This is a genomic window from Flavobacterium sp. GW821-FHT12A05, assembly GCF_058807735.1.
This window is the reverse complement of the sequence record NZ_JBXAQY010000007.1, coordinates 117,947-131,839: the sequence shown is the minus strand read 5'-3', so window position 1 is coordinate 131,839 and position 13,893 is coordinate 117,947. Positions and strand designations below refer to the sequence as shown.

The following is a 13,893-nucleotide window of genomic DNA, read 5'->3' as shown; positions in this document are numbered from 1 at the left end:
AATGCAGATTTCAGAAATCTAAAACCTACACTCTAAAATCTAAAATATTACTTCGCTTCTAAAGCATTTCCTTCAAACTGGATTCCGTCCCAGCCTAAATTGATGAAGTTTCTAATGTTTTGGTGATTTGTTCCGTTTGGATCACCTAAAACTTCTTCAAAATAGAAAGCTCCAAAACACGCTAAAGTTTCTTCTTTGCTTAAGTTTTGCAATTTTGCAAACGAAAATAATTTACAAGAACCTGAATTTTCTCCAGCAGCATTATGCTGCGTTCCGTTTTGAAAAGCAGTTGGAGTAAAATTGTAATTTTCCTCGATTACGGCAATGGTTTCTGGAAATGTTATTTGAGTTGGAGTTTGTTTTACTTTTTCTAAAAAGGCTTTTATGCTCATGTTGTTGTGTATTAGTTTTTTTTGCCACGAATTTCACAAATTTCCACCAATTTAATTCGTGCTAATTCGTGAAATTCGTGGCGAAAATTATTCTTCGTCTTTTGAAAATTTACTTTTCTTAGCTTCTTTTGTTATTGTTTTTCCGGCAACGACTACGACGATTTCACCGCGTGGTGCTGTTTTTTCAAAATGTGCCAGAACTTCTTTCGCTGTTCCGCGTACATTTTCTTCGTGTAATTTTGATAATTCTCTCGAAACGCAGACTTGTCTGTCTTCTCCAAAATACTGCACAAATTCAGCTAAAGTTTTAACGAGTTTATGCGGAGAAACGTATAAGATCATGGTTCGGGTTTCTTCGGCTAAAGCCAAAAACCTAGTCTGACGTCCTTTTTTATCAGGCAGAAAACCTTCAAAAACAAATTTGTCATTAGGAAGTCCGCTGTTTACAAGGGCAGGAACAAAAGCAGTGGCACCTGGAAGGCATTCTACTTCAATTTTATTTTCGACACAAGCGCGAGTCAATAAAAAACCCGGATCTGAAATGGCCGGAGTTCCCGCATCAGAAATTAAAGCGATGGTTTCGCCGGCTTTCAAACGGGCAATTAAATTCTCGGTTGTTTTGTGTTCATTGTGCATGTGATGACTATGCATGTGCGTGCCAATTTCAAAATGCTTTAGCAGTTTTCCGCTTGTTCGAGTGTCTTCGGCCAAAATCAAATCGACTTCTTTTAAAACCCTAATGGCTCTAAAAGTCATGTCTTCAAGATTGCCAATTGGCGTTGGAACGATATATAATTTTGACATATTTTATTTTAATAATTTAAACACGAATTGCACTAATTGACACAAATTCTAATTTCTCTAAAAATTACACCGAGTAAGATTCATGTGAATCAGTGACTCGAGCGATAGCGAATAGACGAAGTAAATCTGTGTTTTTAAGAGAATTTTTTCTCGATGATTCCAAGAAAACGTTCTGCGTAATCGTCTTTTCCTTCCCAATTGTTATAATCTGGTTTTACCATGTTTTCAATGAATTCTTGCGCTTCTGCATACGAATCAAAAGTTAATAATTGATTTAAAACACGGCTGTAATCTTCTGTACTGTTTCCGAAAAGGTTTTTAGTAAATGCAATTCGGTCATTTAGATCAATATGAAAACCTTTTGCTAATTTCTCGTTTAGAGAAACTGATTTTGGTTCTTTAGAAGTTTCTAAAACCGCTGTTTCGACTATTTTTTTCTCTTTTAAATCAGGAGTTGTGGCTGGAGAAACGGCCTCAAAACTATCTACTTTTACAAATTGGGCATCGGCATAATTAATTCCGAAATCTTCAAATGCAATAGGAATTGGTGTTCCTTTAATTTCTGCTTTAGGCTCTTCTTTAACTTCTTCTTTTATTTCCTGTTTTACTTCTTCAAGATCTAATTCAAAAGCAGGAATAAAGTCAGGAATTGGTTTTAACTCATTTACGGTTGTAAACGAAAACTCCTCAATATTATTTTTAGGCTCTACTGCCTTTTCAGTTTCTTTAATTGTTTCAACTTCTGGTTCCGTAATTGGTTCTTCGATTATTTCCTCAACAGGTTCAGGCGTTTCTTCGGGAGCTTCTTCAGGGATATTTACTTCAGGAATGATTTCTTCCAGAGTTTCCGCCTTTATTTCTTCTACAATTACTGGTTCAGGAGTTTCTTCGGCTTTAATTTCTTCAATTGGAGCAGGAGCTTCAATTTTGATTTCTGCCGGAATTTCTTCTTTTTCAAAGATAGTTTCGATCTCAGCGCTTATTTCGCTGTGGTTGATTGTTGGTTTTACTTCGTCGAAATTTTCATCAACAAATTTTAAAATCGCCAGTTTCTCATATAATTTCTGTGTTTCAAGATACAATTGATTGATATCGGATTTGTTTTTAAGCTTCAAAATTCGATGTGCAATGCTGATTAAATCGGCTTCCAATTTTTTTTTCATAACTGTTGAAATTATAGTGAATAAGGGTATTTTAGTGTATTTGATGTCTGAATGTCTTTATTCTTAGGGAAATGGGACTGATATTTTTTTATTTCTGTTAATAAGCGTCAGCCAATCTCCGATTTGATAAAAATTTTCTACTTTTGAAAAATGTAAAACAGCACATTTTTACGTTGATTTATTACCAGTACAAAGTAATAAAAACTATTCATTTTTAAAGGCAGAAAAATACAAAATGTTTCTCGAAAATACAGTAAATCACAAAGAACAATTTGGTTGGATTGAAGTTATTTGTGGATCAATGTTTTCGGGTAAAACCGAGGAATTAATCCGCAGATTAAAACGCGCTCAATTTGCCAAACAGAGAGTCGAAATCTTTAAACCTGCTATTGATACCCGCTATCATGACGAAATGGTGGTATCTCATGATGCCAACGAAATTCGCTCAACGCCAGTTCCGGCTGCAGCCAATATTTTAATTTTGGCACAAGGCTGCGATGTTATTGGCATAGACGAAGCCCAGTTTTTTGATGATGAAATTGTTACCGTTTGTAATGATCTTGCTAATCAGGGAATTCGTGTGGTAGTTGCAGGACTTGATATGGATTTTAAAGGAAATCCTTTTGGACCAATGCCGGCACTTATGGCAACTGCTGAATATGTTACCAAAGTTCACGCCGTTTGCACCAGAACCGGAAATCTTGCTAATTATAGTTTTAGAAAAACCGACAACGATAAATTGGTTATGCTTGGCGAAACCGAAGAATACGAGCCGCTTAGCCGTGCAGCGTACTTTAAAGCAATGAAAAAAAACCAGGAAAAATAAATTATAAATTCTATTTAACTTTTAAAAGCATGACAGAAAAAGAAAGTAAAAAAAGACAGAATATTTTATTATTAGTTATAATTGTAATTGCCATAGGGCTGGCTGTTTTCTTTCAGTTTTTTCTTTCTGAAAAAGCAGATGAAGTAAATACCGAAGTTACAGAATTAGTCGAAAAATACAATCAAACCTGTCCGGTTCCTATTCAGGAAGGGATTCGCCTAGACAGCGTTACTTTACCCGAAGAAAGAGTAGTTCAGTATAATTTAACCTTGAGTAAGGTAGCTAAAGAAACGGCAGAAGTTGACGTAATTAAGGAAGAAATTCATAAAAGCCTTTTAAGTACTGCAAAAGGAAATCCGGGACTTCAGGTTTTTAGAGATAATGATTATACACTGATCTATAGTTACAGCGACAAAAAGAAAGCATTTTTGTTTGACTTAAAGATATTACCGGATCAATATAAATAATTCGAAATAATACAATGTTGGCAAACCCGACAGTTCCGAAGCCTCGGGATTGTCGGGTTTGTTGTTTCAAGACGATTGTCAGGCTGAGCGAAGTCGAAGCCTTGGTAACATAAGTGGACTTTGACTTCGCTCAGCCTGACAAAATTTAAACTTCTAAGGTTCTAAAATAGTTATAAAACAAAACCCAATAGATTTTAAATCTATTGGGCTTTGATATTTTAAATGAACTTATATCTCTTATATGGTTAAAGAAATTTTAAATTTTCTTTCTCATTCTTGCAACCGGAATATCAAGTTGTTCGCGGTATTTTGCAATAGTTCTTCTCGCAATTGGATATCCTTTTTCTTTTAAGATTTCGGCCAATTGATCGTCTGGAAGCGGTTTCTTTTTATCTTCTTCTTCAATGGTATTTTGAAGAATTTTTTTGATTTCTAAAGTCGAAACATCTTCACCCTGATCGTTTTTCATGGCTTCAGAGAAAAATTCTTTGATCAATTTTGTTCCGTATGGTGTTTCAACATATTTGCTGTTAGCAACACGCGAAATGGTCGAAATATCTAAACCAACCATATCCGCAATATCTTTTAAGATCATTGGTTTTAGTTTGGTTTCGTCTCCGTCTAAGAAATATTCTTCCTGATAATGCATAATCGCATTCATAGTAACAAAAAGAGTCTCCTGACGCTGTCTGATTGCATCGATAAACCATTTGGCCGAATCCAGTTTTTGTTTGATAAACTGAACTGCATCTTTTTGTGCCGATGATTTATCACGAGAATCTTTATACGTCTGCATCATTTCCTGATAATCTTTAGAAACATGCAGGGAAGGAGCATTTCGTCCGTTTAAAGTCAATTCTAGTTCGCCGTCGACAATTCTGATGGCGAAATCTGGAACGACATTTTCTGTCACTTTATTGTTTCCTGTAAAAGAACCGCCCGGTTTTGGGTTTAATCTTTCAATTTCGTGAATCGCTTTTTTAAGCTGTTCGTTCGAAACGCTGTATTTTTGTAATAGTTTGTCGTAATGTTTCTTTGTAAAAGCATCAAACTGGTTTTCGATAATATCAATTGCCAAGTCAACATATTCTGTTGGTGTTTTGTGCTTTAATTGTAACAACAAACATTCCTGCAAATCGCGCGCTCCAACTCCCGAAGGCTCCAATTCATGAATAACAGTCATCATTTTTTCGACCATTGCTTCATCAGTATAAATTCCCTGAGTAAAAGCCATATCGTCTACAATATCTGGAATACTTCTGCGGATGTAACCCATATCGTCAATACTTCCAACAAGGAATTCGGCGATTTCGCGTTCTTCATCGTTTAAAATAAAAGTATTAAGCTGATTGATTAAATCCTGATGAAAGCTGATTGGCGAAGCAAAAGGCGTTTCGCGTTCTTCGTCTTCACTGTAATTGTTAACCTGAGTTTTATAATCCGGAGTATCGTCGTCGCTTAGATATTCGTCAATGTTAATGTCGTCTGCTTCAATTCTGTCAGATTCTGCATCATCATAATCGTCGTAATCTTCATTAGCGAATTCGTCAGCTTCGTATTCATCTTCTTTACCAGCTTCAAGAGCCGGATTTTCGTTCATTTCTTCTAATAAACGCTGTTCAAAAGCTTGCGTAGGCAATTGAATTAACTTCATCAGCTGAATTTGCTGTGGAGATAATTTTTGGGATAATTTTAAATTTAAAAATTGCTTTAGCATAAAAAAAGGTGCTAAGATGCTAAGCTCCTAAGGTTCTGAGCATCTTATATTGACGAATTAATTCGATTTAAATTATTTATATTTTAAAAACTTAGAACCTTAGTACCTCAGTTCCTTAGAACCTCAGATTAAAACTCAGCGCTTCCAGGAGTTCTTGGGAAAGGAATTACGTCTCTAATGTTTGTCATTCCTGTTACAAACAATACCAAACGTTCAAATCCTAAACCGAAACCTGCGTGAGTTGCTGATCCAAATCTTCTGGTGTCTAAATACCAGTATAATTCTTCTTTATCAATTCCAAGTGTCTCCATTTTCTGAACAAGAACATCGTAACGCTCTTCTCTTTCAGAACCACCAACGATTTCTCCAATTCCAGGGAAAAGGATATCCATTGCACGAACTGTTTCTCTTCCTGGCTCAGTATTGTCGTTTAAACGCATGTAAAACGCTTTAATGTTTGCTGGGTAATCGTATAAAATTACCGGACATTTAAAGTGTTTTTCAACTAAATAACGTTCGTGTTCTGACTGTAAATCAGCACCCCATTCCGTGATAAGGTATTGGAATTTCTTCTTTTTATTTGGAGTAGAATCTCTTAAAATATCAATTGCTTCTGTATACGAAACACGTTTGAAATTGTTCTCTAAAACAAAGTTCAGTTTCTCTAACAAAGCCATTTCGCTTCTTTCAGCCTGAGGTTTTGATTTTTCTTCTTCCAGAAGTCTTCCTTCTAAAAACGCCAAATCATCTTTACAGTTGTCTAAAGCATATTTAATTACGTACTGAATAAAATCTTCAGCCAAATCCATGTTGTCATCAAGATCGTTGAAAGCAACTTCCGGCTCGATCATCCAGAATTCTGCCAAGTGGCGAGAAGTATTTGAATTTTCTGCTCTAAAAGTTGGTCCAAAAGTATAAATCTGACCCAAAGCCATAGCGAAAGTTTCTCCTTCTAATTGTCCAGAAACGGTTAAGTTCGTATGTTTTCCGAAGAAATCTTTTTTGAAATCAATGTTTCCTTCTTCTGTTTTTGGAAGATTATCCAAAGGCAATGAAGTTACCTGAAACATTTCTCCAGCACCTTCAGCATCAGCTCCGGTGATAATTGGTGTGTTTACGTAAACAAAACCTTTTTGTTGGAAATAGCTGTGAACCGCAAATGATAATACTGAACGCACACGCATAATAGCTCCAAAAGCATTTGTACGTACACGTAAGTGAGCGTTTTCACGTAAAAACTCCAAAGAGTGTTTTTTAGGCTGCATTGGGAATTTCTCTGCATCAGAATCTCCAAGAATTTCAATTTTGTTTACTTGAATTTCATATTTCTGACCCGCACCTTTACTTTCAACCAAAGTTCCAAATACAGAAACCGAAGCTCCGGTCGTGATTCTTTTTAAAGTCTCTTCCGGTGTATTTTCAAAATCAACAACACATTGTATATTATTAATGGTAGAACCGTCATTAAGCGCGATGAACTGATTATTTCTAAAAGTTCTCACCCATCCTTTTGCATTCACTTCCTGTAGCGTCGTCGTACTGTTTAATAAGTCTTTAACCTTTGTGTGTTTCATTTTAATTTTAGATTTAGATTGCTGATTTTACATTAAAATAAAATCAGTGTTTTTTATATCGAATTGCAAATATAAACGATAATAATTAATTTTTGAAGCTGTTTCCTGCTCTCCGCTGTATCTTTCTATTTTTAAAGAAAAAATAGAAAGGATGCCGCTACGATCAGGGCTAGGGCATTCGGTTTCATAATAAGTCTGTCATTGCGAGGAACGAAGCAACCTCACGACAATAATGACAGGACTTGATTCTGCAAATGAGTTTGCTTCGTTCCTCGCAATGACTTAGCGTTGAGTATAAAAAAGAATTCGTGTTAATTCGTGTAATTGCTTCGCCTGTTCGCTATCGCTTGGGTCGTGGCGAAAAAACATTAGTCCTCCAAATTATCCAATTCCTCTTTCTTCGTTTTCTTTTTTTCAAAAGTCAAAACCAGCGAAGGCAGTACAACCAGGTTGGCAAACATTGCAAAAGCCAGAGTACAAGAAATTAATCCTCCAAGAGCAATAGTGCCGCTGAAGCTTGACAATGTAAAAGTGGCAAAACCTAAAATCAAAACTACAGATGTATAAAAAGTACTGATTCCAGTTTCTCTTAAAGCGCTGAAAACCGATTTCTTTACTTTTCCGCCGCTTTGAAGCAAGTCATGTCTGTACTTCGCCATAAACTGAATCGCATTATCAACCGAAATTCCGAAGGCAATACTAAACACCAAAATTGTCGATGGTTTTAACGGAATTCCAAAATAACCCATTAATCCAGATGTGATACAAAGTGGCAAAATATTCGTAATTACCGAAGCCATTACCATTTTAAAAGATCGGAATAAATATAAAATCAGAATTGCGATCGTTAAAATTGCAAAAATCAATGACTCAATTAAGTTGTCGACTAAATAAGAAGTTCCTTTCTGGAAAACCAAAGCTTTTCCGGTAACGGTAACTTCGTAACGGTCTTTTGGGAAAATTTCATCAATTTTAGAATGTAATTTTTTCTCCACTTTTGCCATTTCATCCGTTCCAATATCTTTCATAAAAGTCGTGATTCGGGCGTATTGACCAGTCGAATCCACGTAAGCTTTCATTAAATTTTCTTTGCTGTTTTTGGTCGCATTTTTAGCGTAACTCAAAATAAAAGTCTGCTCCTGAGAAGTTGGTAATTGGTAATATTCCGGATTTCCGTTGTAGAAAGCCTGTTTAGAATATTTAACCAAATTTACGATCGAAACCGGTTTTGCCAATTCTGGTATTTCTGAAATTGTATTTTGCAATTCATCCATTTTACGAATGGTTGATGCTTTCATAACACCTTTTTTCTTTTTGGTGTCAATCATAATTTCAAGTGGCATAACTCCATTAAATTCTTTTTCGTAGAATAAAATATCTTTAAAGAAAGAAGCACTTTTTGGCATTTCACCAATTAAGCTTCCCGAAACTTTCATTTGAGAAACCCCAATTACACTAAAAACCAAAAGCAAACCGTAAATGATATAAACGTATTTACGTTTTGTTTTAACTAAATTTTCAACCACATTAAGTAAAGTCGAAATGTAAGTTTTAGTTAAGTGGTATAAATGTTTTTCTTTTGGCAATGCCATAAAACTATATACAATTGGCACAATAAAAAGTGTCAGTAAATAAACAGAAATAACGTTGATAGAAGTTACCAGACCAAATTCAAAAAGAAGATCGTTTCCGGTAATCATAAACGTTGCAAAACCAATTGCTGTTGTTAAATTGGTCATTAAAGTCGAAACTCCAATTTTTGAAATAACACGCTGTAAGGCTTTTGCCTGATTGTTATGCAGTTTAATTTCCTGCTGGTATTTATTAATCAGGAAAATACAGTTTGTAATACCAATTACAATAATTAAAGGCGGAATGATAGCCGTTAAAATCGTGATTTTATAACCAAATAATCCAAGTGTTCCAAACGACCAGATTACGCCGACAATTAAAATACAAATTGATATAAAAGTGGCTCTGAACGAACGGAAAAAGAAAAAGAAAATCAAGGAAACGGTAAATAAAGCCGCGCCGATAAAAAGTCCGATTTCGCCTTTCATATTGTCGGCATTAATCGTTCTAATGTATGGCATTCCCGAAACGCGCAGGTCAATTCCTGTAGTTTTTTCGAATTTATCGATTTTCGGAACTAAATTTTCAAGTATAAAAGTTTTTCTTTCAGCGGTATTTACTAAAGCTTTATTGATGTAAATAGCCGAACGAACACTGCCGCTTTCTTTATTAAATAAAAGTCCTTCGTAAAAAGGTAAATTATGAAACAAATCATATTGAACGCTTTTTAAATAAGCAGGATCAAGCGCTTTGCTTTGGTCGATAAACGGAGTTAAAACAAATTTTTCGTTTACCGTATCTTTCTCCAGTTTTTTTAAATCATTTAAGGAAACAACTAAATCTACTTCTTTTGATTTTTTTAAACCTGTCATTAATTCATTCCAGGCTGCATAATTTTTAGGAGTAAAAAACTTAGGATCTTTAAAACCAATAACAACCAGATTTCCTTCTTCACCAAACTTATCCAGGAATTTTTGATACTCTTTATTCGCAATATGATCTTTAGGAAGCAAGTTAGCTTCAGTATAAGTCATAGAAAGGTTTCTCCATTGCAAAGCAAGGAAAATTGTTAAAATAGATAGGATAACTAGAATTGTAATTCTGTTCTTAAGTATGATTCGGGCTAATTTCTCCCAAAATCCAACTTGAATTGTGTTTTTCATAAAATCTTTAAAATGGATGCAAATGTAGTGAAAAGTGCTCAAAATCATAAACAATCGATTGTATTTTACTTAATGTTAACACAAATCTACAGGAGTGTTGTTTGTGATAATTTTCTTTCTTTTAGCTGTTTAGTCGTTAGCTTTTCTCATATTTGCAATTAATTTAGGATGAAAGAAATTAATATCATGCAGATTAAGCAGATAATTAAAAACCAGTATAAGTTTGCTGCATCTGTAAAATCAGTGAACGAAAAAAAACTTTTAAATTTTACATAAACAATGCAGGAAAACAATACCACAACTTTAATTTTTTTAGCCATTCTTTTGCTTCTAATTGTCATCATTTGTTTTATGGTGTATCAATTAATGCAGGCAAAAAAAGCAAAAGACGATGCTGAAAAAAGTTTTTATGCGCTTGAAGTAAAAGTAAACGATTTGCAGCTGGAGAATTTGGAGTCCAAACTGAATCCGCATTTGTTTAAGAATATTCTAAATTCGATTCAGTCGCATGCTTATCAAACTTATTTTGCGCTTGATAAACTGGCGAATGTCTTGGATTATATTTTATACGAAAGCAAAAAGAAATTCGTAACCGCAAAAGAAGAAATTAATTTTGCGCTGAATTTAATCGAAATCAACAAAATTAAAGTCAGTCCGCTTTTTGAGCTTAAGATCAAAACCAATATCAATGAAGATGATAAATTGTACGATCAGCCATTATTAGCGCCTTTAATTTCGATAGATTTAATTGAAAATGCTTTTAAACATGCCGATCTTCAAAGTGCCGATGCTTTTATCTCGGTTGTTTTTGAATTTCGTGATAATGCTTTTTCGATGACGGTTTCTAATAAAATCTCAGATAAAAAAGTATTAAAAAAAGAACGCAGCGGTTTTGGCCATGCGACATTAGAACATCGATTACGCATTATTTACAAGAATAATTTCAAACTTGATAAGTTTGTAGAAAACGATGTTTATATTGCTCATTTAAAAATAGATTTACTTGAATACAAAACTGAAATGCTTGCTTCTGGACGATGAGCTTCCGGGATTAACGTACTTAAAGATGCTTTGCGAACAAATTCCCGAAGTAGAAATCGTAAAAACGTTTAATAATCCGCAGAAACTTTTATCTGATATTCCTGATCTCGAATTTGATTTATTAATTTCAGATATCGAAATGCCCGGAATGGACGGACTTCATCTGGCTGAATTGCTCAACGATAAAATGGTGATTTTTTGCACAGCTTATAAAGATTATGCAGCCGATGCTTTTAATATCGATGCGGTAGATTATATCACAAAACCAGTAAAACTCGAACGCTTGCAAAAAGCAATCTCAAAAGCTTTAGAGCGTTTCGAAAAACCGGATGCGGCCAAAAAATTCATTCAGTTAAATACAGACAAAGGAAAAACACTGCTGTATTTTAATCAAATTCAATACATCAAAACCGCGGTAAGCGACAGCCGGGATAAAACCGTTTTACTTGCCGATGGAAGTTTCCTCAACTTGAAAAACGTAAAATTTGATACGCTTTTAAACGAATTGCCGGAAGCTAATTTCTGCCGAATAAACAAAAAAGAAATCATTGCTGTTAAAGCAATAAAATTCTTTAATCATAACGAAATTGTGTTGCATCACGTTGAAGAAAACAATAAAAACACGACTTTAATTTTAAGTGAAACCTATCGTTCTGAGTTTTTGAAAAAGGTGAAATTATAACTTATTACAAAGTTTTTCCCACTTATTACATACATTGAAAATTAGCTCGAAATTTGCTTTTCTACGTAAAACTCACTTCTGATATTTGCGGCAATAAATTAAAAGAACGAGTTATGAATAACATTAAAAACTCTTTATTCTACGTAACTATTATTGGTGGTTTTACCGCTATGATATATTGGGTAATTTCAAAAGGCGCTGCTCTTGAAGTGGGGCGTAATATCGTTAAGAAAAAAATCGAAAGCAATCATTGGAATGATTTCCTGCATTCAATGGTCGAAAACTTACAGCATCCGTTAGCTATTTTATTGGCACAAATCGTGACTATTATTTTGGTGGCGCGTTTGTTTGGATGGTTTTTTAGAAAAATAGGACAGCCATCTGTAATTGGAGAAATGATTGCCGGTATTGTTTTAGGGCCATCTTTAGTGGGAATGTATTTTCCGGAGTTTTCAGCCGCTTTATTTCCAAAAGAATCTTTAGGAAACTTACAATTTTTAAGTCAGATTGGTTTAATCCTTTTCATGTTCGTTATTGGGATGGAGCTGGATTTAAAAGTACTGAAAAACAAAGCGCATGACGCAGTTGTTATCAGCCACGCCAGTATTGTTATTCCGTTTGCTTTAGGATTAACATTAGCCTATTTTATTTACCATACTTTTGCGCCAGTTGGTGTCGAATTTTCTTCTTTCGGATTATTTATGGGAATCGCCATGAGCATAACGGCATTTCCGGTTCTGGCCAGAATTGTTCAGGAACGCGGTATGCAGAAAACCAAATTGGGTACTATTGCCATTACTTGTGCCGCTGCTGATGATATTACGGCTTGGTGTATTTTGGCCGTTGTAATTGCAATTGTAAAAGCAGGTTCATTTACGAGCTCCTTATATGTAATTGGTTTAGCGATTTTGTATGTAATCATTATGTTGAAAATCGTTCGTCCGTTCCTAAAACGTGTTGGAGATTTAAATTCAACACGTGAAAGTTTAAACAAACCTGTTGTTGCTATTTTCTTTATTACACTTTTAGTTTCAGCGTATGCTGCTGAATTAATTGGAATTCACGCTTTATTCGGAGCTTTCTTAGCGGGAGCCATTATGCCGGAAAACAATAAATTCAGAAACATATTTATTGAGAAAGTTGAAGATGTTGCTATAATTGTTTTATTGCCATTATTCTTTGTGTTTACAGGTTTGCGTACACAGATAGGTTTGCTTAATGATCCTGAATTATGGAAAATCACCGGATTAATTATTGCGGTTGCTGTTGCGGGTAAATTCCTTGGAAGTGCTTTAGCCGCAAAATTCGTAGGCCAGAACTGGAAAGACAGTTTAGCAATTGGAGCCTTGATGAATACAAGAGGTTTAATGGAACTTGTTGTTTTAAATATTGGTTATGACCTTGGTGTTTTATCTACAGAAATTTTTACCATGATGGTAATTATGGCTTTGGTAACAACTTTTATGACAGGTCCGGCTTTAGATTTTATCGGCTTTATTTTTAAAGATAAAATAACGGCTATTCCTCAGGAAATTGGAAATAAAAGCAAATACAAAATTCTGCTTTCATTTGCGACTCCCGAAAGAGGAAAAAAACTTTTGAGAATTGCCAACAGTTTAGTTAAAAAACAAGGAGACAACTCGATTGTAACAGCGATGCATTTGTCTTTAAGTACAGAGATACATTCATTTGATGTTAAAGATCATGAACGTAAAATGCTGGTTCCGGTTATCGAAGAATCACAGCGTTTGAATCAAAATATGGTGAGTTTATTTAAAGTGTCGAATGATATTGATACTGATATTATTGACTCGGCAAACCAAGGAGAATATGATTTATTACTGGTTGGTTTAGGACAATCTATTTTTGACGGAACTTTACTTGGAAAAATCCTTGGATTCACAACCCGAATTGTAAACCCGGATCGTTTAATCGATAAGTTTACCGGAAAAGAAGGTTTATTCGAAAATAATCCTTTTGACGAAAGGACTCGTCACATTATTACCAAAGCCAAAATGCCGGTTGGTATTTTTATCGATAAAGAACTGGAAGAAGTAGATCAGGTTTTTATACCTATTTTTAGTAAAGAAGACGCTTTTTTAATTGATTATGCCAAAAAATTAATCAACAATAATGGTTCACAGATCACGGTTCTTGATGCCAGCGGCGATGTGAAAAATACCCGTGAGATTCAGGAAACGATTAGATCTATCGAACAGATTGCCCCAAATCATATTATGATTATGCATGACAGAACAATTAAAAAAGAATTCTTAGATGGTCAAAATTTAATGATTATAAGTTTAGACAGCTGGAAAAAATTAATTGAATCTCAAAGTACATGGCTGAATAACACACCGTCAGTCCTGATTTTGAAACCATAATTTTTTAAATTCCAATAGTTTTAAATCCCAAATTTCGATTGTAATGATTGAGGTTTGGGGTTTTTTGTATTTCGCAGGATGGCACGCGGATAAAACGGATTCGCTAAA

The 13,893-nt window shown here is 34.6% G+C and carries 11 protein-coding genes; 5 read left to right on the top strand and 6 right to left on the bottom strand.

Annotation, left to right across the window (positions count from 1 at the left end; genetic code table 11):
- Positions 1–47 precede the first annotated feature (47 nt).
- From AC1RRQ_RS17045 to AC1RRQ_RS17035, 3 genes are all read right to left on the bottom strand, one after another.
- A complete protein-coding gene (locus AC1RRQ_RS17045) occupies positions 48–392 on the bottom strand; it encodes a HopJ type III effector protein (RefSeq protein WP_493024229.1) in 345 nt (114 codons plus the stop codon).
- An 87-nt stretch (positions 393–479) separates the two neighbouring features.
- Complete coding sequence (gene rsmI, locus AC1RRQ_RS17040) at positions 480–1,196, bottom strand: 16S rRNA (cytidine(1402)-2'-O)-methyltransferase (protein WP_012022679.1); 717 nt, start codon at positions 1,194–1,196, stop codon at positions 480–482.
- A 134-nt stretch (positions 1,197–1,330) separates the two neighbouring features.
- Entirely contained in the window at positions 1,331–2,359 is a 1,029-nt protein-coding gene (locus AC1RRQ_RS17035; RefSeq protein ID WP_493024228.1) for a DUF8457 domain-containing protein, read from the bottom strand.
- A 235-nt stretch (positions 2,360–2,594) separates the two neighbouring features.
- Here AC1RRQ_RS17035 and AC1RRQ_RS17030 point away from each other — a divergent pair, with 235 nt between their 5' ends.
- Together AC1RRQ_RS17030 and AC1RRQ_RS17025 are read left to right on the top strand one after the other, a co-directional pair.
- Complete coding sequence (locus AC1RRQ_RS17030; RefSeq protein ID WP_493024227.1) at positions 2,595–3,185, top strand: thymidine kinase; 591 nt, start codon at positions 2,595–2,597, stop codon at positions 3,183–3,185.
- Between the two features lie 29 nt (positions 3,186–3,214).
- On the top strand, positions 3,215–3,652 hold the full coding sequence (locus AC1RRQ_RS17025) for a DUF8479 domain-containing protein (protein ID WP_493024226.1): 438 nt from the start codon (positions 3,215–3,217) through the stop codon (positions 3,650–3,652).
- Positions 3,653–3,908: 256 nt separating this feature from the next.
- Here the strand turns inward: AC1RRQ_RS17025 and rpoN are convergent, their stop codons facing one another.
- The 3 genes from rpoN to AC1RRQ_RS17010 form a co-directional block, all read right to left on the bottom strand.
- Positions 3,909–5,369, bottom strand: coding sequence for an RNA polymerase factor sigma-54 (gene rpoN / locus AC1RRQ_RS17020; protein ID WP_493024225.1), 1,461 nt, complete (start codon positions 5,367–5,369; stop codon positions 3,909–3,911).
- 128 nt (positions 5,370–5,497) lie between these two features.
- Positions 5,498–6,943: an asparagine--tRNA ligase gene (gene asnS, locus AC1RRQ_RS17015; RefSeq protein WP_493024224.1), complete on the bottom strand. Its 1,446-nt coding sequence runs from the start codon at positions 6,941–6,943 to the stop codon at positions 5,498–5,500.
- Positions 6,944–7,311: 368 nt separating this feature from the next.
- Complete coding sequence (locus tag AC1RRQ_RS17010; RefSeq protein ID WP_493024223.1) at positions 7,312–9,678, bottom strand: efflux RND transporter permease subunit; 2,367 nt, start codon at positions 9,676–9,678, stop codon at positions 7,312–7,314.
- A gap of 279 nt (positions 9,679–9,957) precedes the next feature.
- On the opposite strand from AC1RRQ_RS17010, the gene AC1RRQ_RS17005 reads away from it, so the two are divergent.
- The 3 genes from AC1RRQ_RS17005 to AC1RRQ_RS16995 all read left to right on the top strand — a co-directional run bounded on the left by AC1RRQ_RS17005 (position 9,958) and on the right by AC1RRQ_RS16995 (position 13,785).
- Positions 9,958–10,719 (top strand): sensor histidine kinase, encoded by a 762-nt coding sequence (locus tag AC1RRQ_RS17005; RefSeq protein WP_493024222.1) that lies wholly within the window; start codon positions 9,958–9,960, stop codon positions 10,717–10,719.
- The gene (locus tag AC1RRQ_RS17000; protein WP_493024221.1) at positions 10,682–11,401 is read left to right on the top strand and encodes a LytR/AlgR family response regulator transcription factor; all 720 of its coding nucleotides are present in this window, start codon (positions 10,682–10,684) and stop codon (positions 11,399–11,401) included. The genes AC1RRQ_RS17005 and AC1RRQ_RS17000 overlap by 38 nt, the downstream gene beginning before the upstream one ends.
- A 113-nt stretch (positions 11,402–11,514) precedes the next feature.
- Positions 11,515–13,785 carry a cation:proton antiporter gene (locus AC1RRQ_RS16995; RefSeq protein ID WP_493024220.1) on the top strand — a complete coding sequence of 757 codons (2,271 nt, stop codon included), beginning with the start codon at positions 11,515–11,517 and terminating at the stop codon, positions 13,783–13,785.
- Positions 13,786–13,893 lie beyond the last annotated feature (108 nt).